Origin of the sequence: Pseudarthrobacter chlorophenolicus A6, assembly GCF_000022025.1 — a bacterium.
Taxonomy (GTDB): domain Bacteria; phylum Actinomycetota; class Actinomycetes; order Actinomycetales; family Micrococcaceae; genus Arthrobacter; species Arthrobacter chlorophenolicus.
The window spans coordinates 1,406,385-1,430,285 of record NC_011886.1; the positions used below are offsets into that span (position 1 = coordinate 1,406,385).

At 67.2% G+C, this 23,901-nt stretch carries 16 protein-coding genes and 1 tRNA gene; 13 read left to right on the forward strand and 4 right to left on the reverse strand.

Annotated elements, in window-relative coordinates; all coding sequences use genetic code 11:
* Positions 1-2 precede the first annotated feature (2 nt).
* The 3 genes from ACHL_RS06420 to ACHL_RS06430 are packed head-to-tail and all read right to left on the reverse strand — an operon-like array spanning position 3 to position 5,177.
* The gene (locus ACHL_RS06420; protein WP_015936492.1) at positions 3-2,543 is read right to left on the reverse strand and encodes a DUF3488 and transglutaminase-like domain-containing protein; all 2,541 of its coding nucleotides are present in this window, start codon (positions 2,541-2,543) and stop codon (positions 3-5) included.
* Complete coding sequence (locus ACHL_RS06425; protein WP_015936493.1) at positions 2,540-4,015, reverse strand: DUF58 domain-containing protein; 1,476 nt, start codon at positions 4,013-4,015, stop codon at positions 2,540-2,542. The genes ACHL_RS06420 and ACHL_RS06425 overlap by 4 nt, the downstream gene beginning before the upstream one ends.
* Positions 4,016-4,025: 10 nt before the next feature.
* Positions 4,026-5,177: an AAA family ATPase gene (locus ACHL_RS06430; protein WP_015936494.1), complete on the reverse strand. Its 1,152-nt coding sequence runs from the start codon at positions 5,175-5,177 to the stop codon at positions 4,026-4,028.
* A gap of 162 nt (positions 5,178-5,339) precedes the next feature.
* On the opposite strand from ACHL_RS06430, the gene ACHL_RS06435 reads away from it, so the two are divergent.
* From ACHL_RS06435 to ACHL_RS06455, 5 genes are all read left to right on the forward strand, one after another.
* Complete coding sequence (locus ACHL_RS06435; RefSeq protein ID WP_015936495.1) at positions 5,340-6,245, forward strand: TatD family hydrolase; 906 nt, start codon at positions 5,340-5,342, stop codon at positions 6,243-6,245.
* A gap of 256 nt (positions 6,246-6,501) precedes the next feature.
* On the forward strand, positions 6,502-7,695 hold the full coding sequence (locus tag ACHL_RS06440) for a resuscitation-promoting factor (RefSeq protein ID WP_015936496.1): 1,194 nt from the start codon (positions 6,502-6,504) through the stop codon (positions 7,693-7,695).
* Positions 7,696-7,828: 133 nt separating this feature from the next.
* Entirely contained in the window at positions 7,829-8,701 is an 873-nt protein-coding gene (rsmA, locus tag ACHL_RS06445; protein WP_015936497.1) for a 16S rRNA (adenine(1518)-N(6)/adenine(1519)-N(6))-dimethyltransferase RsmA, read from the forward strand.
* Positions 8,698-9,660, forward strand: a complete 963-nt coding sequence (locus tag ACHL_RS06450) for a 4-(cytidine 5'-diphospho)-2-C-methyl-D-erythritol kinase (RefSeq protein WP_015936498.1) — start codon at positions 8,698-8,700, stop codon at positions 9,658-9,660. The genes rsmA and ACHL_RS06450 overlap by 4 nt, the downstream gene beginning before the upstream one ends.
* A gap of 39 nt (positions 9,661-9,699) precedes the next feature.
* Positions 9,700-11,532 carry an ATP-binding cassette domain-containing protein gene (locus ACHL_RS06455; protein ID WP_015936499.1) on the forward strand — a complete coding sequence of 611 codons (1,833 nt, stop codon included), beginning with the start codon at positions 9,700-9,702 and terminating at the stop codon, positions 11,530-11,532.
* A 51-nt stretch (positions 11,533-11,583) separates the two neighbouring features.
* Here ACHL_RS06455 and ACHL_RS06460 read toward each other — a convergent pair whose 3' ends face one another.
* Positions 11,584-12,210: a TetR/AcrR family transcriptional regulator gene (locus ACHL_RS06460; RefSeq protein ID WP_050767076.1), complete on the reverse strand. Its 627-nt coding sequence runs from the start codon at positions 12,208-12,210 to the stop codon at positions 11,584-11,586.
* A 144-nt stretch (positions 12,211-12,354) separates the two neighbouring features.
* On the opposite strand from ACHL_RS06460, the gene ACHL_RS06465 reads away from it, so the two are divergent.
* The 8 genes from ACHL_RS06465 (at position 12,355) to ACHL_RS06500 (ending at position 23,893) form a co-directional block, all read left to right on the forward strand.
* Positions 12,355-12,426 (forward strand) — tRNA-Gln (locus ACHL_RS06465).
* 102 nt (positions 12,427-12,528) lie between these two features.
* Positions 12,529-14,007, forward strand: coding sequence for a bifunctional UDP-N-acetylglucosamine diphosphorylase/glucosamine-1-phosphate N-acetyltransferase GlmU (gene glmU / locus ACHL_RS06470; RefSeq protein WP_015936501.1), 1,479 nt, complete (start codon positions 12,529-12,531; stop codon positions 14,005-14,007).
* A 2-nt stretch (positions 14,008-14,009) separates the two neighbouring features.
* On the forward strand, positions 14,010-14,990 hold the full coding sequence (locus ACHL_RS06475) for a ribose-phosphate diphosphokinase (RefSeq protein ID WP_015936502.1): 981 nt from the start codon (positions 14,010-14,012) through the stop codon (positions 14,988-14,990).
* Positions 14,991-15,233: 243 nt separating this feature from the next.
* The gene (locus tag ACHL_RS06480; protein ID WP_015936503.1) at positions 15,234-15,848 is read left to right on the forward strand and encodes a 50S ribosomal protein L25/general stress protein Ctc; all 615 of its coding nucleotides are present in this window, start codon (positions 15,234-15,236) and stop codon (positions 15,846-15,848) included.
* A gap of 99 nt (positions 15,849-15,947) precedes the next feature.
* A complete protein-coding gene (pth, locus tag ACHL_RS06485; protein WP_015936504.1) occupies positions 15,948-16,538 on the forward strand; it encodes an aminoacyl-tRNA hydrolase in 591 nt (196 codons plus the stop codon).
* Positions 16,539-16,675: 137 nt separating this feature from the next.
* Positions 16,676-19,414 (forward strand): helix-turn-helix transcriptional regulator, encoded by a 2,739-nt coding sequence (locus ACHL_RS06490; RefSeq protein ID WP_015936505.1) that lies wholly within the window; start codon positions 16,676-16,678, stop codon positions 19,412-19,414.
* The gene (locus ACHL_RS06495) at positions 19,401-22,055 is read left to right on the forward strand and encodes a LuxR C-terminal-related transcriptional regulator (protein ID WP_407681028.1); all 2,655 of its coding nucleotides are present in this window, start codon (positions 19,401-19,403) and stop codon (positions 22,053-22,055) included. The genes ACHL_RS06490 and ACHL_RS06495 overlap by 14 nt, the downstream gene beginning before the upstream one ends.
* Positions 22,056-22,567: 512 nt before the next feature.
* On the forward strand, positions 22,568-23,893 hold the full coding sequence (locus tag ACHL_RS06500) for an aminotransferase class V-fold PLP-dependent enzyme (protein WP_015936507.1): 1,326 nt from the start codon (positions 22,568-22,570) through the stop codon (positions 23,891-23,893).
* Positions 23,894-23,901: the final 8 nt, after the last annotated feature.

The window sequence follows — 23,901 nt, forward strand, 5'->3', positions numbered from 1 at the left end:
AGTCAGTTGCTTTCCTGCTCGTGGAAGCCGCCGTGCGCAGTCTGCCCTGGCCCGTTGGGCCGGGCGCGCACGGCGGCTTCTGCGTTGGTCTCCGCGCGCCGCGTCAACGCGCGGCCCGCGAGCCTGACCGGAGCGGTGGCCCACCTGCCCAGGCGGCCGATGACGGAAGGCGGCAGCCACCTTGCCCTCCACCGCCGCAACAGGGTTGCGTTGGCCCGCAGCGAATCCTCGAGCGGCCCCAACGGTCCGGGCGCTGCGGCGGCACCACGCGAACCCGCAACGCGGCCGGATAAGCCGGCGTCGGGTTTCGGGAGACCGTCAGGCTGCTCCGGCGGCCGGCCGTACCTGCGACGTTCAAAGGCCGCCGTGACGGCGGCAACGGCACGGTGCGCCGCCTCATCCATGCCGTCCGGCTCGCCCAGCAGCGACCTGCGTAGGCGCGACGCGTAGGCGCGCGGTGATTCACTGGTGCCGGCCGGGAGCCCGTAGTCCCGGCCGAGGTCCAGCAGCTCGCTCCATGCCAGCGGAACGGCATCACCGGGGTTCCTCGGCCGGAGGCGCCGCGCACGGATTCCGGCGCGCACCAGCCGCGGCGACGCCGCAAGCAGGAGCAAACCCAGCACGCCACCCGTTCCCAGCAGCCATGGAAGCACCTGTGCGCCGGCGTCGGTGCTTCCGCCGCCAACCCCCGGCGCCGGCACCGGGGTGGCGCTGGGAGCCGGTGTCGGAACCGGGGCGGGATCGGGGACGAGGTCATCATTGTTCTCAACGGAGCCTGGCGCTGCGGGGGACGAGGCATCGCTTGCGTAGCCCGGTACCACGCCACGGGACGGCGTGGGCTCGAACGGCACCCAGCCCAGCCCCTGGAAGTACAGTTCCGGCCAGGCATGGGCATCCCGCGCGTCCACCTCGTACTCCGAAAGCTCGCCTTGACCGGCCACGGTTACCGTGGCGCCGGTCAGCCTGCCCGGCGCATACCCCACCGCGATCCGGCTGGGGATCCCCTCCAGCCGCGCCATCACCGCCATTGCGGAGGCGTAATGGATGCAGTATCCGCTCTTCTGCTCCAGAAAGTCGGACAGGACTGACAATCCGTTGCCGTCATAGCCGCCCTGTACCGGCGATTGCAGGGAATACGTGAATTCCGATGAGCGCAGGTAACGCTGGATGGCCATGGCCTTCTCGTATGGCGTGGCACCCGCACCGGCCACGCGCCCGGCGGTGGTCCGGACGATCTCCGGCACGTTCCCGGGGATCCGCGTGAAGTCGTCCGGGACGTCCCGCACCGGAGCGGACGACTGCGCCAGCAGCGCGGCCGTCAGATTGGGCACCGACGATGTCACCACGTACTCCTGGCGCCGGGAGGCTGTGGCGTCGGAGCCCTTGATGCTCAGCGTGGCGGGATCCCAGGTCCACCGGCCGTTGAGGCCGCGGACGGTTTCCGGCGCGTAAGGGGCCGGTAGGTACGGGCTGCTGAACGTGCCGGTGTCAATGGCCGTGACCTGTTGCTGTTCGTCGGCGAGGACCGCATACCCTGGGTCGATCTGTCCGCCCAGTGGCAACCGTGATGCGGTGCGGTCGTCCGGTCCCCAGGATTCGCCGTCGAAATGGTCCACGGTGACGGACCTCAGATACAGGGGAGCTGTGGCACTGGTGGCGTAGGTGATCCGGCCGCTGCCGTCCGGTGTCCGCAGGCTGTTTCCCAGCGTGATCATGGGATTCAGGCCGGTTCCGGTTCCCCACGGATTGAGCCGTGAGCCCTGCGGGAAGGTGCCCTGGTCGAAGCCCGGCACAGCCAGCGGCACCACCAGGGTGGCGGCCAGCGCCACGGCACCGGTGAGGGCGGCCCGGCGAAGCTGCCCCGGGTTCCGTGCAGTCCCGCCCTGGCTGCGGAAGTCGGGGGCAAACCACTGGCTGCAGGCCAGGATCATCAGGTAGCCGGCCACCGTCACAGTGAATCCCCAGAAACCGACGCTTTGCGGTTTGATCATCGCCGGTACCACCAAGATGGCCAGCAGCCCCATGCCGGTGGCCGCCGGCATGCCGAGCGGGACAGCCAGCGCATCCACCAGGATCACCGCCAGTCCAAGGACGGCGCAGATCACCATGACGATGCCCACATTGGGTGCAACGGGAGCTGTCTCCGACAGGACGGTTTCGCTGGCGCGGCGAATCAGCTGGTTGACGTCGGAAAACGTCGCGGCGCTGGGAATCACCCCCAGAATGCTTGACCCGCGGAAGAACGTCAGTGTGAGGATGGCCCCCAGCGAGAGGAAGCCGCCTGCGGTGACCAGCAGCGGCGCTGCGCGCAGTGCCCGAAGCCCGGCGAGGGTGAAGCCCACCGCGCCGACGGTGGTGGCCACGGGCCAATACCAGGCCCAACCGCGCAGGACCCCGTTCAGGGACAGGGCAGCCCCGCAGACTGCCAGCACGATCGCTGCGGCCATGGCCCAGGGGTACGCGCCCACGCGGGCTGGCCTTGTACCGGCATTCGGTGCTGACTGGGTACCCTTTCGCGGAGTCCGGGCCGGCGCCATGGTCATCGGACCACCCCCGCGCCGCGGCTGGCGTCACTGGACGGCGCGGGCATCGGCACGTCCTGGTCGAACGATCCCCACGCGGCCGCGGTGCCCACGGAGGCCGGCACGGCCACGGCGCGCCACCCGCCCTGCCTCAGGGTCTCCAGCGCGGGGGAGTAGTCTTCGGGTTTCTCAGCCACGATGACGGCGAAGGCGTTGGTTCCGTAACTTGCTGCCGGGGACAGGGCGACCGCCTCTTCGGGCGAGATGCGGCCGAGGACCGCAATCAGTGGCCCGCGCATGCGGTGCGCGGACAGCTTGTCCATGAGACTGTCGTCGAATGCGGCTGGTCCTGCATCCTGGCCACTGCGGCTGCGGGGGCGCAGCAGCGCCGGAGCGGAACCCGGGCCGGCGGGCGGCCGGAACAAGCCATTGGTCCGGGCGTGGTGCGGCCCTGACAGCTGGATGGCAGCGAGGCTCTCCGCGATGGACTGCAGCCCTGACGCGCCGCTGTATTCCTCTGACTCCGGCTCCGGCGCGGAGGGCGACTGGAGGAATGCAGGCTCGCCGCGGACGTCCAGGAAGCGCAGGCCATAGTTCCGCTCGGCGAGGTGGGCGCTGATGGACATGGCCGCCACCACCGACCATTCAAACGTCCGGCTGGTCAGCATGGAATGCCCGTCCTGGCTGGCTTGGCCGGCCTGGCCCACCAGACCGCCGGCTGCGGTGGAGCCGCTGGAGAATGCCCCGAACCGGTGGTCCAGGATGATCGTGGCCTCCGGCGTCGTGACGGATTCCTCCTGGCGGACCATCAGCGAGCCGTGCCGGGCGGTGGCTGCCCAGTGGACCCTTCGCATGGGGTCGCCGTGACGGTATTCGCGCGTCATGACGTCGTCGTCGCTGGGGTTGGCGCGGGTCCTGGTCGCCGTCACGCCGTCGTTCCCGCGTGCGCCGGCCAGGCCGGTTGCGGGGAGCACGACGGCGGCCGGCGTCACGGTGAGCGTGTCGCCGTCGTCGATGGACTGGCGGTGCAGCGACAGCCCGAACGGGTCCGTGAACTCAGCCGTGACCGGCCCGATGCGGAATTGGCCGCGCTGCTCCGAGCGCAGGTGGTATTCATAGCGGCTGGTACCGCCCGAGGCCGTACGCGAGGGGAACCGGAACGCGGGCGAAGAGCCGAACCGCGGCGGCAGGCGTTCTTCCATATTGGCCCTGCCACTGCCTGCACCTGTCCGCGCCACGGCAAGGCGCACAGTGGTGGGGGAGGACGTTTCCACCGGCGAAGGATGGAACTCCCGGTACACCCGGAAGCGGGGCTTCACCAGCCGGATCCCGGCCAGCGAAACCAACGGGAGAACCAGCAGCAGGATGCTGAGGGTCAGGAGGTCCCTGCGCCCCATGATGTGGGCGGCGGCCAGGGTAAAGCCCCCGGCAGCGAGCATGCCCCATCCCCGTGCGGTGAAGAGGTGCTGGGGCAGTCTGTCCAGGAGGGCCATGGCTTACCGCTTAGCGGTTCCTGCCCGAACCTGCCACGGACGCGGCGTTCCGGGCGGACTGGCTCCGCGTTCCGGGGGCAGTGCCCGCACCCGCTGTGTAGCCGGCGCCTGCGGGTGCCTGCGGAACCGGGAGCCGCGACAGGATGCCCTGCAGCACGGTGTGCGCCGTTTCGCCGGCGCCGGCCGCCTTGCGGTCCAGGATGATCCGGTGCGCCAGGACGGCCTCGGCCACTTGGACGACGTCGTCGGGGAGGACGAAGTCGCGGGCGTCCAGGGCGGCGGTCGCCTTCGCCGCGCGGACCAACTGCAGCATGGACCGGGGGCTGGCCCCCAACCGCAGCAGCTGGCTTTCCCTGGTGGCCCGGCCAACGGACACGGTGTATTCCTTCACTGCCTGGGAGACATAGACCTGCTGGACAGTGGTGATCATGGCCGCCACCTCCGCAGCAGTGACCACCGCTGAGACTTTGGCCAACGGGGACGCCGCCTGATGGGTTTCGAGCATCTCGATTTCGGCGTCCTTGTCCGGGTAGCCCATGGAGATCCTGGCCATGAACCTGTCGCGCTGGGCTTCGGGCAGGGGGTAGGTGCCTTCCATCTCGATGGGATTCTGGGTGGCAACCACCATGAACGGTTCGTCGAGCCGGTAGGAAGTGCCGTCCACCGTCACCTGGTGCTCCTCCATGCATTCCAGGAGGGCGGACTGGGTTTTCGCTGACGCCCGGTTGATCTCGTCGCCGATGACGATGTTGGCAAAAACCGCGCCCGGACGGAACTCGAAGAGCCGGGATGACTGGTTGTAGATGGACACGCCGGTCACGTCGGAGGGGAGCAGGTCCGGCGTGAACTGGATGCGGCTGACGGTGCAGTCGATGGTCTTGGCAAGTGTTTTTGCGAGCAGGGTCTTGCCGACGCCTGGAACGTCCTCCAGCAGCAGGTGGCCCTGGGCGAGCAGGACGGTCAACGCCAGTTCCGCGGCGTCGGACTTCCCGTCGATCACCGTGTTGACAGTGCTGAGGATCCGCTGGCTGGCGTCGTGGAACGAGTCAGCGTCCATGGCGGCGGCACGGTGCCCGTTCAGGTGGCTGACGGGATCGGAAACGCCCGCCAGGTTGCGGTTCGCAGCGCTCACATCGTTGGCAGTGCGTCGGTAAGATTCCATCGGCAACCTTTCAGCCAGGGTTTCGCCTGGACGGGACAGCAAGCCTGCCTTCGCCCGTCGGTGGGCGTTCTCATGTGCTCCCACCAGACTACTAACACAACTGCCTGGCCTGGCATAGAGTTCCGGCGAAATCATGGTGCGCTCCGCCGCTAGGCTGGAGTGATGTGCAGTCCGCAGACCCCCGATGCCTACCGCGAACCCTCAACGGGTGGTTCCCAGAGTGGCGCAGTGTCCCCGAAACGGGAGTATCCGCCCGCGCCCGAACCGCTGCCTGTACCGGTAATGGATAACCACACGCACCTTGATTTTCCTGACGGCAAAGGGCCGGTGGGAATAGCTGAAGCCCTGGACGCTGCTGCCGCTGTGGGTGTCCAGGGGGCAGTCCAGGTGGGCTGCGACCTGGAATCGTCGCGGTTTACAGTGCAGGCGGTGCAGCAGGATGACCGGTTGCTGGGCGCTGTGGCGCTGCATCCCAATGATGCTCCCGGCTATGCGGACCGCGGCGAGCTCGAAGACGCACTGGCCGAGATTGAACAGTTGGCAGCCCACCCGCGCATCCGCGCCATTGGCGAGACAGGCCTCGACTTCTTCCGCACGGAAGGTGAGGGACTGGCCCATCAGCGGTACTCATTCCGGCGGCACATCGACATCGCCAAACGGCTGGAGCTGACCCTCCAGATCCACGACCGGGACGCGCACGCCGACGTCGTGCAGGTCCTGGAAGAAGAGGGCGCTCCGGACAGGGTGGTGTTCCATTGCTTCTCCGGCGACGAGGAGCTTGCCGCCATCTGCAACCGCGAGGGCTGGTACATGTCGTTCGCCGGGACACTGACCTTCCGGAACGCGGCCAACCTGCGGTCCGCGCTCGCTGTCGCAGACCCGGAACTCGTCCTGGTGGAAACTGACGCTCCGTTCCTCACCCCGCATCCCCATCGGGGCCGGCCCAACGCCAGCTACATGGTGCCGTACACCGTCCGTGCCATGGCTGAATTGACAGGCGCGGACCTCGCGGAGTTGTGCACCCGCATCAGCTCGAATACGGTGCGGGCATACGGATCCTGGAGCTGAGGAGTGTCACATTGAGTGACCTTCAAGGCATACGTGGTATGTAAATTTGTTGGCCCGTTTATAACGCTACGGTTACAGTGGAAAACTATTAGCCGGGGTCGGGGAAGGCCAACGGGTAATTTCGCTTCCTTTCAGCATCTCCTGCCGGGACCCTGTCCCGTCCTGGCCGCTGGCGGGAAGCAGGCGGCGCAAAGGTGCCCGGACTGCTGCTCAAAGGCGGTGCCGGGCATTTTATTGCGCAAATCCCCGTGCCCGGATGGACCTAAAGTTACGGGCAATCGTGGTCAAGTTCTTCACATCGGATGGCAAGATCAGCTTTTTCAAGGTTGGAGCCCAGCTGCTGGTGCTTTGCACCCTGGTAGCAGGGCTCGTAGCCTTCGTCGGCAATAACAAAACCATCACGCTCAACGTTGATGGGAAGGTCTCGTCCGTCCAGACCTTCGGCGGAACCGTAGGCCAGGTAGTCAAGAGTGCCAACATCGAACTGAAGCCCGCAGACAGGGTTTCCCCGGCCATCGACGCTTCGGTCCACAACGGGACCGTCATCAACGTCAACCAGGCCAAGGAAGTCAAGGTCAGCCTCGACGGAGCAGAGAAGACGGTCAGTACCACCGCGCAGGACGTCGCGGGCCTGGTCACCGAACTCGGCGTGGCCAGCACCTCATCGCTCTCCGTCCCCAAGGACGCGCAGCTCGCACTCGCCGGCTCGTTCGTGTCCATCTCCACCCCCAAATCGGTCAGCATCGTCGCCGATGGCAAGGTGAACACCACCACTACCACTGCGGCTACCGTAGGCGACGTGCTTGAGAGCGCCGGGCTGACCATTGGCGCCAACGACCGCACCTCCCAGCCTGCCAACGCGCACGTCGTCAACAACATGGTGATCAAGGTGTCCCGGGTTGATAACGGACAGACGGCGAAAACCACTGAGGACGTTCCCTTCGAGACGGTGACCACCGAAAGCGCCGAAATGCTCAAGGGGGAGAAGGAAGTTACCCAGGCAGGCGCCGCCGGCAAGCTGGAGAAGACCTTCAAGCTGGTCCTCGTGGACGGCCGTGAAGCCTCCCGCACCCTCGTCTCTGAAGCCGTAGCCGTCCAGCCCGTCGCTGAGAAGGTTACGGTCGGCACCAAGGCAAAGCCCGTTGTCCAGGCCGCTGCGGCCCCGGCCGCCGGCAGCAACACCGGCGCTGCTGCGCCGGCCATGATGAACGAAGCCATGTGGGACAAGATCGCCCAGTGCGAGTCCACCGGAAACTGGAGCATCAACAGCGGCAACGGCTACTACGGCGGCCTGCAGTTCGACATCCAGACCTGGATCGGCGCCGGCGGCGGGGCCTACGCCCCCAACGCAAGCCTGGCCACCAAAGCACAGCAGATCGACATCGCGAACCGCGTTTACGCGCAGCGCGGCCTCCAGCCGTGGGGCTGCGGCTGGGCAGCCAGCAGCTAACTGACCTGCTGCCAGCCCGTACTGGCATGGTCCACGTCCGAAGCCGGGCCCGGTATTTTTCCGGGTCCGGCTTCGGCCGTTAACACGGCCGCCCCGGCGGAAACGGTCCGGCCACGCGGGATAGGATACCTAGGTGACTGAACCCAACCCCGCCGCGCCCGCACCGCTGTTCGGTGCTTCCGATATTCGCCGGCTGGCAGGGGAGATCGGTGTCAGGCCCACCAAGACCCTGGGCCAGAACTTCGTCATCGACGGCAACACCATCCGCAGGATCGTGGCGGCGGCAGGTGTCGGGGCCGATGAGACGGTCCTGGAGGTCGGTCCAGGCCTCGGCTCACTCACGCTGGGCCTGTTGGACGCCGCCGCGGCCGTGGTGGCTGTGGAGATCGATCCCGTCCTCGCCGCCAAGCTTCCGGCCACTGTGGCTGAATGGCGGCCGGCCGCCGTCGGAAATTTCCACCTCGTCGAGGCTGACGCCATGAAAGTCACGGACCTTCCCGTGGAACCGACGGCGCTGGTGGCCAACCTGCCTTACAACGTTGCGGTGCCTGTGGTCCTGCACCTCCTGGAGCATTTCCCCAGCCTGCAGCACGGCCTGGTCATGGTCCAGGACGAGGTAGCCGACCGGCTGGCCGCCGGTCCGGGCTCGAAGACCTATGGCGTTCCATCCGTTAAGTCAGCCTGGTACGGCCAGATGCGCAAAGCCGGCGTGATCGGCATGAACGTGTTCTGGCCCGCGCCCAAGATCCACAGCGGACTCGTCGCCTTCACCCGGCGCGAACCGCCTGCCACCAGCGCCACCCGCCAGCAGGTCTTTGCCGTCATTGATGCTGCCTTCGCCCAGCGGCGCAAGACCCTGCGTGCCGCGCTCAGCGGCTGGGCCGGGGGAGGAGCGGAAGCCGAACGCTGCCTGGTGGCGGCCGGCGTCGACCCCACCGCGCGCGGTGAGGTCATCGATATCGCGGCGTTCGCCAGGATTGCTGAAGCCAAGGAAGCGGGCGCATGAACACCCCCGCCGTCCGGTTCGCTGCGCGGACGGTCCGGGTCAAGGCTCCCGGAAAGATCAACGTCTCGCTGGACGTCGGGCCGCGCCGGCCTGATGGCTACCATTCCGTGGCCAGCGTCTACCTCGCTGTCTCGCTCTATGAAGAAGTCGCGGCCACCAGCACGGAGACGCCCGGCATCACTGTGAGCCTGAGCCCGGACAGCACCCTTGACCTTGACGCCGTCGACATCCCCCTCGACGCCAGCAACCTGGCTTACAGGGCCGCCGCCATCATGGCTGACGTTTCCGAACATGCCACAGGGGTCCACCTGGAAATCACCAAGAGGGTGCCCGTGGCCGGCGGGATGGGCGGGGGATCGGCGGACGCCGCCGCCACGCTCCTGGCCTGTGATGCATTGTGGAACAGCGGCCTCTCCCGGGAGGAGCTCGCACACCTTGCTGCCGAACTCGGAGCCGACGTTCCGTTCTCCCTGCTCGGCGGAACGGCGGTGGGGCTCGGGGTTGGTGACCAGCTGTCGCCGGCACTCGCCAAGGCAAAGACCCACTGGGTCCTGGTTACCGCTGATTTCGGACTGTCCACACCGGAAGTCTTCCGGACCCTGGACAGGCTGCGGGAAGCGGAGGGCGTAGACGCGGACGAGCCCACCGGCGTCGACCCGAACATCCTGGCCGCCCTGCGCGGCGGCGACGCAGACGCCCTGAGCCGCATCCTGGTCAACGACCTCCAGCGGGCCTCCATTGAACTGGCCCCCTCACTGCGCGATACGCTGGGCATCGGCGAATCGCATGGCGCCATCGCCGGCATCGTGTCCGGCTCCGGGCCCACCGTGGCCCTGCTCGCGGATGACTCCGTGGCAGCGGAAGCACTGGCGGAAGACCTGCAGCACCAAGGCCTGTCCGCCCTCGCCGTCCACGGACCCGTCCCCGGCGCCCGCATCATCTCCGACACCCTTCTCTAGCAGCGCAATGCCCATCCGGGCAGCAGAAAGCAGTTCTTTTTGGCACACCTTCTTGGCGGCGAAAACCTCACGGTCTCCTTTGCGACCCGCACAGTCCTGGACGGCGTCACGCTCGGACTCGAGGAGGGCGACCGCATCGGCATGGTGGGCCGGAACGGCGACGGCAAATCCACCCTGATGCGGCTGCTTGCCCTGCGCTCCACCCCGGATTCCGGCCGCGTCACCAAACGCGGCGACGTCAACGTCGGCTACCTGGACCAGAGCGACGTGCTCGACGGCGACCTGACAGTGGGCGTGGCGATCGTCGGTGACCAGGCCGACTACGAGTGGGCACGCAACCCGCAAATCCGTGAAGTCATGGGTGGCCTGGTGTCCGATGTCGACTGGCACGCCAACGTCCATGCGCTCTCCGGCGGGCAGAAACGGCGGGTGGCCCTGGCCAAGCTCCTGATCGAGGACCACGACGTCATCATGCTCGACGAGCCCACCAACCACCTTGACGTGGAGGGTGTTGCCTGGCTGGCCCGGCATTTGAAATCCCGCTGGCGCGCCAACCAGGGCGCCTTCCTGGTGGTCACCCACGACCGCTGGTTCCTCGATGAAATCTGCACGAAGACGTGGGAGGTGCACGACGGGATCGTGGACCCCTTCGAGGGCGGCTACGCTGCCTACGTCCTTGCCCGCGCAGAGCGGGACCGGATGGCCTCCGTGGTGGAAAGCAAGCGCCAGCAACTGGTCAAGAAGGAACTCGCCTGGCTGCGCCGCGGAGCCCCTGCCCGCACCGCCAAGCCGAAGTTCCGGATCGAGGCGGCCAACGCCCTCATCGCCGATGTTCCCGCACCGCGTGATTCCATGGCGTTGAGCAAGATGGCCACCGCACGCCAGGGCAAGGACGTCCTCGACCTGGAAAACGTTTCGCTGAACTTCCAGGGCGGCGACGACGGCAAGAAACTCTTCGACAACATCACCCTCCGCCTGGCCCCGGGCGAACGGTTGGGCCTGGTGGGCGTCAACGGCGCCGGCAAGACCACGCTCCTGAAGCTCCTGAATGGCGAAATCGCCCCCGACGCCGGGAAGCTGAAGCGCGGCAAAACCGTGGTCACCGCGGTCCTCACCCAGGAAGTCAAGGAGCTCGACGACGTCGCTGACCTCCGCGTGATCGAGGTCATTGAGCGCGAGAAGCGTTCCTTCAACGTGGGCGGCAAGGAATTCACCGCAGGCCAGCTGGTGGAGCAACTCGGGTTCACCAACCAGAAGCAGTGGACACCGGTCCGGGACCTCTCCGGCGGTGAGCGGCGCCGCCTGCAGCTTCTGCGGCTGCTGGTGGGCGAACCCAACGTCCTGATGCTCGACGAGCCCACCAACGACCTCGACACGGACACCCTGGCCGCCGTCGAGGACGTCCTGGACGGCTGGCCCGGAACCCTGGTGGTAGTCAGCCACGACCGTTACCTGCTGGAACGCGTCACCGACCACCAGATGGCGCTCCTCGGCGACGGCAAGCTCCGTGGCCTGCCCGGCGGCGTGGACCAGTACCTTGAACTCCGCGAAGCCGCCCTGGCCGGGTCCACCGTGACCGGCGGCGGAAACCCCGTCACCAGCGCCGGAGGCCAGGGCGCAACAGCAGCCGCAGGGTCCGGCCCCTCCGAGGCGGAAAAGCGTGAAGCCCGCAAGGCCCTCAACCGGATCGAGCGGCAGATCAAGAAGCTCGACCAAGAGGAAAAGAAGCTTCACGACCTGATGCTGAAGGCCACCGAGGCCGGCGACTTCGACAAGCTCGCCACCCAGAACAAACAGCTCAAGGACCTCACCGACGAAAAGGACACCCTCGAAATGGAGTGGCTCGAAGCCTCAGAGCTCCTCGGCGACTGACAAAGGCGGCGTGGCGGGTCGGACAGGTGCCCCGCCCACGAAGGTGACAACTCAGGGTTCGGACTGCAGCTCCGGGTCCTTCTTGAGGCCGGTCAGGCCGTTCCAGGCGAGGTTGACCAGGTGCGCCGCGACGGTGTTCTTGTCGGGTTGGCGGCTGTCCTGCCACCATTGGCCGGTCATGGCCACCATACCCACCAGCATCTGGGCGTACATGGCGCCGTCCTGGCCGCTGAAGCCGCGCCGTGAGAACTCGTCGGACAGGATGTGCTCCACCCTGGCGGTGACGTGGGACAGGAGGGTGGAGAAGGCCCCTTCGGGCTGGGACGGGGGAGCGTCGCGCATGAGGATACGGAAGCCCTCGGTGCGGTCCTCGATGTATGTGAGCAGGGCGAGGGCGGCGCGTTCAACCAGGACGCGCGGCTTGGCTTCGTCGGCCAGTGCGGTGTTGATGGCGTCCAGGAGGATGTGGAACTCGAAGTCCACCACCTGGGTGTAGAGGCCTTCCTTGGAGCCGAAGTGCTCGTAGATCACCGGTTTCGAGACGCCCGCGCAGGCGGCGATTTCTTCGATGGTGGTGCCGTCCAGTCCGCGGACTGCGAAAAGGCCACGCCCCACGTCGATCAGCTGGTTCCGCCGCTGAAGGCCGGTCATCCGTGTCCGCGGGGGGTTGTTGCTCACATTTCCATCATGCCCTACCCCGGCGGGCCTGTTTTCCCGCCTCCGGGAAGCGCCGGCTCCCGGTCGGCAGGGGGTGTGTCGCGCGCTGCCCCGAACCCGTGGCAAAATAGGGACTTGTGCCCGGGCCTTGTGCCGGAGGCATGGTCCGCTCTGGTGTAACGGCAGCACCCCGGCCTTTGGAGCCGTGGAGTATAGGTTCGAATCCTATGGGCGGAACTGCTGTGCGGGGAGTTCAGCAGGTAACTCCCGGTGCCGGGCCGGCGGAGGTTGGCCGGACACCATGAAGCGCCAGCGCAACAAAGCGAGGAGAATCCGTACGTGATCCCTGAAAACACCGGTCCGGCCGCAGTCATCGTATTGGCAGCAGGTGCCGGTACCCGGATGAAGTCACGTACCCCCAAGATCCTCCACGAAATCGGCGGACGCTCGATGGTGGGCCACGCGCTCCTCGCCGCCCGCAGCATTGAACCCCGCCAGCTCGCCATCGTGGTCCGCCACGAACGCGACCTCGTGGCCGGTCACGTGGCGGAACTTGATCCGTCCGCGGCCATCGTGGACCAGGACGAGGTGCCCGGCACCGGCCGTGCCGTGGAAGTGGCGCTGCAGGCACTGGACGCCAAGGAAGAGCTCACCGGCACCGTGGTGGTCACTTACGGGGACGTCCCGCTGCTCTCCGGCGGGCTGCTGGCCGAACTGGTCGCCACCCACGAACGGGAAGCCAACGCGGTCACCGTGCTCACCGCAGTCCTGGACGACGCCACAGGCTACGGCCGCATCCTCCGTGGGGAGGACGGCACCGTCACCGGCATCCGCGAACACAAGGACTCCACCGACGAAGAGCGCCTGATCCGCGAGGTCAACTCCGGAATCTACGCCTTCGACGCCGCCGTGCTGCGCGAAGCACTCGGCAAGGTCACTACCGACAACGCCCAGGGCGAGAAGTACCTCACCGACGTGCTGGGACTGGCCCGCGAGGCAGGCGGCCGCGTTGCCGCCGTCGTCACCGCTGACCGGTGGCAGGTGGAGGGCGCCAACGACCGCGTCCAGCTCGCCGCCCTCGGCGCTGAACTGAACCGGCGCACCGTGGAGGCCTGGATGCGCGCCGGCGTGACGGTGGTGGACCCGTCCACCACCTGGATCGATTCCTCCGTCACCCTGGACGAGGACGTCCGCCTGCTGCCCAACACCCAACTGCATGGCTCCACCTCGGTGGCCCGGGACGCCGTCGTCGGACCCGACACCACCCTCACCGACGTTGAGGTGGGCGAAGGCGCAACGGTGATCCGCACCCATGGCTCCGGCTCCGTGATCGGCCCGCGCGCCGCCGTCGGCCCCTTCACCTATCTGCGCCCCGGCACCGTCCTTGGCGAAAAGGGCAAGATCGGCGCCTTCTACGAAACCAAGAACGTCACCATCGGACGCGGCTCCAAACTGTCCCACCTGGGCTACGCCGGCGACGCTGAAATCGGCGAAGACACCAACATCGGCTGCGGCAACATCACAGCCAATTACGACGGCGAGAAGAAGCACCGCACCGTCATCGGCTCAGGCGTCAGGACAGGTTCCAATACGGTCTTCGTTGCACCGGTCACCGTGGGGGACGGCGCCTACAGCGGCGCCGGCGCGGTGATCCGCAAGGACGTCCCGGCAGGTGCGCTCGCGCTGAGCATCGCCGCCCAGCGCAACACCGAAGGGTGGGTCCCGGCCAACCGTCCCGGCAGCCGGTCCGCCGAACTGGCCCAGGCGGCCATCAACAACTCCTCAAGTACCCCGGCATCTACAGAAGAGGGCAAGTAACAATGAGCGAAATTACGGCGCACGGCGAGAAGAAGCTGGTGCTCGCCACCGGGCGGGCACATCCGGAGCTGGCCCGGGAAATCGCCAAGGAGCTCGGCACCGACCTCCTCCCGGTGGACGCCTACGACTTCGCCAACGGCGAGATCTATGTCCGCGCCGGTGAAAGCGTCCGCGGCACGGATGCCTTCGTGATCCAGGCCCACCCCGCCCCGCTGAACAACCACCTCATGGAACAGCTGATCATGATCGATTCGCTGAAGCGTGCGTCCGCCAAGCGGATCACCGTGGTGTCGCCGTTCTACCCGTACGCCCGGCAGGACAAGAAGGGCCGCGGCCGCGAACCCATCTCCGCCCGCCTGGTGGCTGATCTTTACAAGACCGCCGGTGCGGACCGCATCATGAGCGTGGACCTGCACACCTCCCAGATCCAGGGTTTCTTCGACGGCCCCGTTGACCACCTGATGGCCATCCCGCTGCTGGCCGATTACATCCGCACCCGCGTTGATGCCGAAAACATCACCGTGGTTTCCCCGGACACCGGCCGGGTCCGCGTCGCCGAGCAGTGGGCGGAACGCCTGGGCGGCGCGCCCCTGGCGTTCGTTCACAAGAGCCGCGACCTGACCGTCCCCAACCAGGCCGTGTCCAAGACCGTGGTGGGCCAGATCGAGGGACGCACCTGCGTCCTGATCGACGACATGATCGACACCGGCGGAACCATCTCCGGTGCTGTCCAGGTACTGAAGAACGCCGGCGCCAAGGATGTCATCATCGCCGCCACGCACGCCGTCTTCTCCGAACCCGCTGCACAGCGCCTGTCCGAGTCCGGCGCGCGGGAAGTGGTGGTCACCAACACCCTGCCGCTGAACCAGTCGCAGCGCTTCCCGCAGCTGACGGTGCTGTCCATCGCGCCGCTCATTGCCCGCGCCGTCCGTGAAGTGTTCGACGACGGTTCGGTCACCAGCCTGTTCGACGGCAACGCGTAGCACCAGCCTGTGCCGGCACCGTTTTCAGTAAACGGTGCCGGCACTGGTAAGCTTTACCCCGAAACCTTGGCGAGGGAGAGCAGCCGCTTCGACGGCTCGCAGATCTCCGTGATCGACTGGGTCTGACCTGTCCTTCAGATGAAGAACAGCCTTCTTGGATTGGGCCGCCCCGGCCGCCCGGCGTTGAAGGTCATCCCAGACCTCCGCCCTCGCTGAACACCGTTTAGCCTTCAAGGAGATTCCATGTCTGAGCAGAAGCTCGCAGCAGAACTGCGCACCGAATTCGGCAAGGGCTACGCCCGCCGTGCACGGATGGCCAACCTGATCCCCGCCGTCATCTACGGCCACGGCGCAGAGCCCATCCACATCACCCTCCCCGCCAAGGCCACCACCCTGGCCGTCCGCACCGCCAACGCCCTGCTGTCCCTGGACATCAATGGCGAAGGCCACCTGGCCCTGGTCAAGGACATCCAGCGCGACCCGATCAAGCAGATCATCGAGCACATCGACCTTCTGACCGTCCGCAAGGGCGAGAAGGTCACCGTTGACGTTGCCGTTCACGTTGCAGGCGAGTCCGCTCCCGGCACCGTCCACAACCTCGAGCTGACCACCGTCTCCCTCGAAGCTGAGGCAACCCACCTGCCCACCGCCGTCGAGGTTTCCATCGAAGGCCGCGCCGCCGGCGAGCACATCCACGCGTCCGACCTCGTGCTGCCCAAGGGTGTCGTCCTGCTGACCGACGCCGAGGCACTGGTTGTGAACATCTCTGAGGAAGTTGAAATCGCCGAGGAAGAGGGCGAGCAGGCCGAAGCTTCCGCCGAGGAAGCTCCCGCTGCCGAGGAAGCTGCTGCCGAGTAGCCACTCCGCACGCTGTGCCGATGGCCGGATCCCGCACGGGGTCCGGCCATTGCCATGCCTGAGCCCGAGCCGCAAGACCACCCACCTTAGGATTGATCCATGACTGATACCTGGCTGATTGTTGGCCTCGGCAACCCCGGCGCCCAGTACCAAGGGAACAGGCACAACGTGGGCCAGATGGTCCTCGACGAACTGGCGGGCCGGGTAGGCGCGGGGTTCAAGAGCCACAAGGCACGCGCCCAGGTGGTTGAAGGGCGCCTGGGCATCGGAGGCCCCCGCGTGGTGCTGGCCAAGCCCATGACCTATATGAACGTCTCCGGCGGACCGGTATCTGCGCTGGCCAATTTCTACGGGATTTCGCCAGACCACGTGGTGGCCGTCCACGATGAAATAGACATCCCCTTTAATACTGTGAAACTGAAGATCGGCGGCGGCGAAGGCGGCCACAACGGCCTGCGCGACATCTCCAAGGCTCTCGCCACCAAGGACTACCTCCGGGTCAGGGTAGGCGTGGGCCGCCCGCCCGGCCGCATGGACACGGCCGACTACGTGCTGCGCGATTTCGGAACCGCAGAGCTAAAGGAACTGCCGTTCCTGCTGGACGAGGCGGCCGACGCCGTCGAATTGCTTCTTCAGGAGGGCCTCACCGCGGCCCAGCAGAAGTTCCACCCGGCCAAGACGGCCGGATAACAAGTACCTGGCCCGCGCCACAAAAAACTTAAAGTGGCTTTGACCTGTCTCGTTGTCCGCCGGGCAAGGTACTCTTCTTGCTATGCGGGGGAGCAAAGGGGCTACATCCCGCTATAGCTGGATGTAGGGGAACGTTCATGTCAATCGAGCCACTCAGCTGGGGGCGCGGGCCAGCACCCCTGGACGTCGGGTTGCGGACTCCGGCCCAGGGCAGCCCTGGGCCGCAATGGTCCGTGCCCGCCCGCAGCGCCAACCTTGAGGCTGTCCGCACCGCACTGACCGCAGACCACTCGCTGGGCGTCGTCATCACCGGCGGCCGGGGCGTTGGGAAATCGTCCCTCGCCCGTGCCGCCGTCACGGACCTTGGTCCGGACGTCTGGTCGCTGCAGCTCCGCAGCGGACCCGCCGGTTCCACCACCCCTTACGGCTGCCTGTCCTTCCTCCTTGCCCGCCTCCCGCAGGCCTATATGGGCTCGCCCACCGCCATCCTGCGCGGCATCACCTCCCTCATCCGCAGTGACGCCGCCGGCCGGCCCTGCGTGATCACGCTGGACACCTCCGGCACCATCGACGATCTCAGCGCCGGCGTGCTCCTCAACGTGCTCCTGACCGGGACCGCCAAAATCGTCGCCGTGGCACCCAAGATCAGCGACCTCCCCGCCGACTTCCATTGGCTCCTTACGGACCGGCGGCTCACGGAGGTCCGGCTCAGCAACCTCAATGAGATCCAGACACGGCAGGTGCTCCTTTCACTGCTGGGCCACCGTGTGTCCGCGTCCCTGGTCACCACCTACCACCAGATGGTGGGAGGCAATCCACTGCTGCTCAAGGCACTGGTCACCGAACAGCAACTGTCCGGCAACCTGGTGCTGTCCGACTCCGTCTGGACCCTGCGCGACAAAGTAGTCCTCGACGGCGCCGCCAGCCTGGACGATATTGTCCGCTCCCGCTGGTCGCGGGAAACCCCGGAAACCCGCGAAGTCATCGAAATGCTCTGCTGCGCCCGGAGCGTCGAGCTGTCCCGGCTGACCTCGATCTACGGCGCCGATGTCGTGGCGGACATGGAGGACGGCGGACTCCTAGAAATCGACGATTCCGACCACCGCTGGGTATCACTGCGCGAGAAATACATCGGCGACGTCGTCCGGACCTGGCTGAGCATCGCCCGGCGCCGCGAACTGCGTGCCGTGCTGCTGGGAGGTGTGGAACCGGACCCGGCGGGCATGACGGTCGAAGAGCTGATGGCCTTTGCCGCCTGGACCCATGAGTGCGAGGCGGAACTGAGCCCCGCCCTGGCTCTTTCGGCAGCCGAGGCCGCGGTCCAACTGTTCGACCCGCGTTTCGCGCTGACCTACGGCGAACTGCTCCGCCGCGGAGACCGGGAATGGGTTCCTGCCCAGCGGCAGCGCGCGGCCGCCTACCTTCAGCTGGACATGCCGGACCAGGCACTGGCCGCCCTTGAGGACATTTCGCAACCGGAGCTGGACGCCCTCGAGGTCGACGAGTACGCACAGGTTGTCGCGGCCAGGGCCAAGGTGATGATGGGCCTGCCAGAGCACGCGGACAAAGTGCCGTCACTGCTCGCCGAAGCCCGGGAGCGCCTGCTGGCCGGCACCGGGGCCGAGCCGCCGTCCTGGCCCGACCCGGCCGCCGTCGCAGCCAACCGGGTGGCCCTGAGCGCGTTCGAGTACCGGGCCTTCATGGGCGACTACGCCGGACTGATTCCTGATCTTGAAGCCGCGGCCGATCCCGCCCTGAACCCGGACACCGGCTACCGCATGCACGCCGCGATCCTGCTGATGACCGCCCTGGTGCTCACCGGCCGCGAAATGGACGCGCTGGGCCTGATGCGCCAGCTCGGCGGCCAGATCAGCGACGCCTCCCACGTGGTGGGGTTGCGGGAGCAGTACACCAAAGAGTCCTACATGGTGCTGCTGCTGGCGGGGCAGTGGCGGCGGTGCCTGGACTTCCTTGGCCCCCAGAGCACGGACGAACCATACAAGCTGCCCTACGGGACAGCTTCCAGCGAGCTGGGTGCCGGCATAGCCTACGTCTTCGCAGGACGTGGCGCCGCGGCCCTGGACCTGCTGATCTCCGCCGGGGCGCAGCTGGAACTCCAACCCGTCCAGACGGCGCTCCGGTACACCTATGCCGCCACCGCCCTGGCCTACGCACAGACGGGGAACGCTCCCCAGGCCCGCAAGTACCTGGGCAAGCTGCAACGCATCCCTGCAGCCGCCGGCTTCGCTGACGAAAGCATCATCCGTTTCTGCGCACTGACGGCCGGCCGCTGGCTGAACGACGCAGACTCCGTGGCCCGGCTCAAGGAATCCGCCCGGCGTAACCTCGCCGCGGGCCTCCACACCCTTGCAGGCGTCGAACTGCTGGCGGCCACGGTCAACGGCAGCGATGCCGATTTCCGGGTGCTCGAAGACATTGCCGGCCGCCGCCAGGGTCCGCTGGCCGAGGTTTCCCGGCTCATTGCGCTGGGCAGCCGTACCAAGGATGCCAAGACCCTCCTGGCCGGCGGTGAGCTGGCCGCCACCCTGGAGCTGGACGCCGTCGAGGCGCGGTGCATGGCCCTCGCGGTGGACTTCGCGCGCCAGGACGGCGACTCGATCTCGGCCCGCACGGCCCAGGCCCGCCTGGACATCCTGGCCACCACGGTTGCGAACCTCCCCATTGTGCCCAGCAGCGGCAGCCCTTTGCTGACCAGCCGGGAACGGCAAATAGCGCGGCTTGCGGGCCGGGGTGCATCCAACCGCGACATTGCCCTGGAAATGGGCGTGTCAGTCCGGACTGTTGAGGGCCATCTGTACCAGGTCTTCACCAAGCTCGGCGTAACCTCCAGGGGTGATCTGACTGGACTCGTCTAACGGCCACAAAGCAGCAGCAGGCAGGGTCCTCACAGGACGCCGCGAGCCGCTGGACAGGATCTGCAACATCGTCCGGAACCGCACCAGCCAGGCGGTGTTCGTCATGGCCGGCCCCGGTATTGGAAAGTCGTCCCTGGCTGACGCCATCTCCGAACGCCTCGCGGACGAGCTGAACATCCTGCGGATCCATGGCAGCTCAGCCCTTGCGGCGGTTCCGTTCGGCGTCCTGACGCCGTACACCGGCGACCTTACTGCCGAGGAATCCGTCTCCCCGGTGGCGGTGCTCCGGTCCATGTGGAGCTACTTCGAGAAGCTGCGCGCCGGGAACAGCGCGCCCGTGCTGATGGTGCTGGACGACGCCCATTACCTTGACGAAGCGTCCGCCGGAGTGGTCGCGGACCTCATTTCGGCTGGCTGGGCCACCGTGGTGGCGGCGGCGAGGCCGCGTCCGGGACTGCCCCAGCCGCTGGACCAGCTCTGGTATGACGGGCTCGCCGAACGCGTGGACCTGCGGCCGCTGAACAGGGAGCAGATCGAAGAAGTCCTGGCCCACCTGCTGGACGGTACTGTTCCCGCCGCCACCATTGAGGCTGTGTGGGCAGCTTCGGGCGGGAACCCCCGGCTCCTCGATGCGCTGCTGCACGATGCCGCCGAAGCGGGAATCCTCTCGAAGCGCAACGGGATCTGGATCCTCCTGGGTGCCTTGCCCGCCGACGGACCGCGGCTCACCGCCGTGGTGGCCAAGGACCACCTGCGGCGCAACCCCGAGGAGCAGGAAGCGCTCAAGCTCATCGCACTGGCGGGTCCGGTGGGCCGCAAGGTCATCGAAGAAATCTGCGGGGCGCCGGTGGTCCGCTCGTTGCTGGACCAGCAGATGGCCGTCGAAACGTCAGGGGTGCCGGCCGAGCTGTCCCTGTGGAACGGCCTCTTTTCCGACGCCATCAGGAACACCATCTCGGTCTCCCGCAGCCTTCAGCTGCAGGAGAAGATCCGTGCCCGGCAGAACGGCACGGTCCTTCGCGGTGAGGGGCGGCTGCGGTCCGTGGAGTGGGCCATCGAAGTTGGAGTCAAAGTGTCCGAGGAGGACATGCTGGAGTCCGCCCGCGAAGCACTCCTGCGTTTCCGGAATGACAGCGCCCGGTCCATCGCAGCCCGGATCCAGGACCCGGCAGCACTGCCGCTCGCGCAGGCCATCCAGGCCAGGGCGCTCTACAACGAAGGCGCCTACGCTGACGCCGCAGCCCTCCTCGACGAGTGCTGGGCACCGCTCGCCGATGATCCACAGGGGCCGGCCGTCCTCCTGCTGCGGGTATCGGCCCACCAAGCGGCCGGGCAGTCCCTGGCAGCCGTGGCCGACGACGTGCTCGGCCACGTCTCCCAGGCCGGGGAGGCAGGTCCCGGCTGGCCGGCACAGCTGCTGCGCCTGCTCCAGTCGGGAGCCGAAGCGGACTTCCAGGCACTCGCGGAAGAGGTGGAGGGCATCAGGGTCCCGGGGCTCTCCGAAACCAAGGCGGAACCTATGGCGGCGCTGGGGGAAGCGTTGCTGGCGCACGCACTTGCGGCGGCGGGCCGCCCCGGCGACGGCCTTGACGCCGCCCTTCGCGCCGCGTCCGAGCTGTCTCCGTTGGAGGACAGCCTGTACTTCTTCCCGGAATTCGTCCTCGGCAGGCTGGTGAGCTGTTACCTGGCCATGGGCGAGTGGGAGTCCGCGGAGCGGGAACTCAACAGCTACGCCGCCGCCCACGCTGCAGGAGTGGCCACGTTCAACGGCAGCCTGCAGGTGCTGCGCGGATACTCACTGCTGCGCCAGGGCCGGATGGAACGGGCCTACCAGGTGCTGCTCCCGGCCGTGGAGGCATTGCGCCTTAACGACCCCCTGCAGCTGTTCGGCTTCGGCTCCGCACTGGGGTACTACGTTGCTGCGCGGCTGGGGGACGCCGCGCAGGCCAAGCGGCTGGAACAGGACTATGCGGACGCCATGGCCGGCGGTCCCGCCGACCTCCTGGCCCGCGGCTACGCGATGGCCGCCGGAGAATACCTTGCACACGACGGCAAGGGACTGGCATCGCTGCACACGCTGATGACCACCACTGAAGCAGCTGGCCGGGCCGGCCAGCTGCTCGAACTCCTGGCCATGTGCTGGGATCTGGGGGACCCCTCCGTCATTCCCATGGTGCAGGAAGCAGCAAGAGGACTGCAGGGGCGCTGGGCCGAGGCAATGCTGACCCTTGCCACATCGTGGGAAGCCGCCGATGGCGACGCCCTGATGGCGACAGCCGCGTCGCTGGAGGAATCCGGCTTCGTCAACCTTGCCCGCGAGGCCTACGCCCGTGCCGGTGCCGTCCTTGACCAGGCGGGGGAGCGCCGCCGCTCCCGGCAGGCCGTGGCGCAGCGCGAAAAGTGCGACCACGAACTGGGGGAGCGGTTCCGCGAAGGCCGGTTCATCGCGGCGGCTCCCACCGTTCACCTCACGCGACGGGAGCAGGACATCGTGGAACTGGCCGTCCAGGGCCTCACGGACCGCGAAATAGCACAGCGCCTCATGGTCTCCGTCCGTACGGTCGAAGGCCACCTGTACCGCACCTACGTCAAACTGGGCGTCCGGAGCCGCGACGAACTGGAAACGGCCCTTCCCCGCTAGCTGCCGCCGTCACGCAGCAGATTTCCGCGCAGGCCGCGCACCCGGCCACTCATTGGACGGAAGTACTGACTCCGCGCGCCTCCCTGCAGGATCCGAAGCCACCAGTGGCCCTGCGTTAACGCCATGCCTTGCAGCGCGCTCGCGGCGCGGCGGGTATCGACACTCAGTGTCCCCGTAGTGGCACCCGCCGGAATTCGAGTACACCCTACTCGTGTGCGCGCCGGCCCCGCGGGATTTACTTAAGGAGGCAAAGCACACGGCAGCAAAGAGCCGCACGGATTGCCGAAACACATCAAGGCCTCATTGAACTTCCGGCCCACGCGGCCGGACCGAGACGGGGCCGGCGACGTCAGAGTCTTCTGAGACCGAGACTCTCCCCCCAGCCGTCGCCGGCCCTCCGCTCCGCGGGCTGAAGCCCGGAGCGACTGTGGCGGCTGACCCCTCCGGGCGGCCGCCACAGCCGTGCTGTGGGACAATTGAGTGTCAACCGCTGGCATCTCAAGGAGCACGTCTTGGCCGTAGTATCAACGCCCGCCACCCTGGAGCGGTCCGTTCCGGTCATGGACAACGCCGAGGTCCTCCGCATCCGCAACGACTTCCCGGTCCTCAACCAGACGGTCAATGGCAAGCAGCTGATTTACCTTGACTCCGGGGCAACGTCCCAGAACCCGCTCAGCGTGATCGAAGCCGAGCAGGAGTTCTACGAGCAGCGCAACGCCGCAGTGCACCGGGGCGCCCACCACCTTGCGGTCGAAGCCACCGAGGCTTTCGAAGACGCGCGCCAGACCGTGGCGGACCTCATCGGCGCGGACTATTCCGAAACCGTCTGGACCTCCAACGCCACAGAGGGCCTCAACCTTATTTCCTACGCGCTGTCCAACGCCGCGCTATGGGCCGCCCAGGGCCGCGGAAACTCTGCACTGAAGGGCCTTGCCCTGAAACCGGGCGACGAAATAGTGGTCACCGAAATGGAGCACCACGCCAACCTCATCCCGTGGCAGGAACTGGCGTTCCGCACCGGTGCGACGCTCCGCTACCTGCCCATCGACGATGCCGGCCGGCTCAGCCTCGAGCAGGCTGCAGGAATCATCGGGAGCCGTACCAGGGTGCTGGCCTTCACGCACGCCTCCAACGTCCTCGGAACCATCAATCCGGTCCGTGAACTGGTGGCCCTGGCCCGCGCTTCCAATGCCCTGGTGGTCGTGGACGCCTGCCAGTCCGCGCCGCACATGCCCCTGGACGTCAAAGAGCTGGACGTGGACTTCGCTGTCTTCTCCGGCCACAAGATGCTCGCGCCCACAGGCATCGGCGTGCTGTACGGCAGGCAGGAACTCCTGGATATCCTTCCACCGTTCCTCACCGGCGGCTCAATGATCACTACGGTCACCATGGAACGGGCCGAATACCTCCCGGCGCCGCAGCGCTTCGAGGCAGGCACGCAGCGCATTTCGCAGGCGGTTGCCCTGGCCGCCGCCGCCAACTACCTCACGGAGACCGGCCTGGACCGGATCCACCGGTGGGAAATGGACCTTGGCCAGCGCATGGTTGCAGGCCTTGAGGCGCTTCCCGGGATCCGGGTACTGGGCCCGGCAGCCGGTGAGGAACGGATCGGGCTGGCCGCGTTCGACGTCGACGGCGTCCACGCCCACGACGTCGGACAGTTCCTGGACTCGATGGGCATCGCCGTCCGGGTAGGCCACCACTGCGCCCAGCCGCTGCACCGCCGGCTGGGGCTGACCGCCACCACCCGCGCCAGCGCCTACCTGTACAACACCACCGACGACGTAGACCAGTTCCTGGACGCCGTGGCCGGCGTGCGGGCCTACTTCCGCGCTTAGCCGCCAGA

What these genes read in the sequence shown, in the direction of transcription:
- pth (WP_015936504.1), top strand. Translation starts at nt 15,948, where the DNA reads ATGACTGATACCTGGCTGATTGTTGGCCTCGGCAACCCCGGCGCCCAG.
- ACHL_RS06490 (WP_015936505.1), top strand. Translation starts at nt 16,676, where the DNA reads ATGTCAATCGAGCCACTCAGCTGGGGGCGCGGGCCAGCACCCCTGGAC.
- ACHL_RS06420 (WP_015936492.1), bottom strand. Translation starts at nt 2,543, where the DNA reads ATGACCATGGCGCCGGCCCGGACTCCGCGAAAGGGTACCCAGTCAGCA.
- ACHL_RS06440 (WP_015936496.1), top strand. Translation starts at nt 6,502, where the DNA reads ATGGACCTAAAGTTACGGGCAATCGTGGTCAAGTTCTTCACATCGGAT.
- ACHL_RS06435 (WP_015936495.1), top strand. Translation starts at nt 5,340, where the DNA reads ATGTGCAGTCCGCAGACCCCCGATGCCTACCGCGAACCCTCAACGGGT.
- ACHL_RS06480 (WP_015936503.1), top strand. Translation starts at nt 15,234, where the DNA reads ATGTCTGAGCAGAAGCTCGCAGCAGAACTGCGCACCGAATTCGGCAAG.
- ACHL_RS06450 (WP_015936498.1), top strand. Translation starts at nt 8,698, where the DNA reads ATGAACACCCCCGCCGTCCGGTTCGCTGCGCGGACGGTCCGGGTCAAG.
- ACHL_RS06430 (WP_015936494.1), bottom strand. Translation starts at nt 5,177, where the DNA reads ATGGAATCTTACCGACGCACTGCCAACGATGTGAGCGCTGCGAACCGC.
- ACHL_RS06475 (WP_015936502.1), top strand. Translation starts at nt 14,010, where the DNA reads ATGAGCGAAATTACGGCGCACGGCGAGAAGAAGCTGGTGCTCGCCACC.
- ACHL_RS06425 (WP_015936493.1), bottom strand. Translation starts at nt 4,015, where the DNA reads ATGGCCCTCCTGGACAGACTGCCCCAGCACCTCTTCACCGCACGGGGA.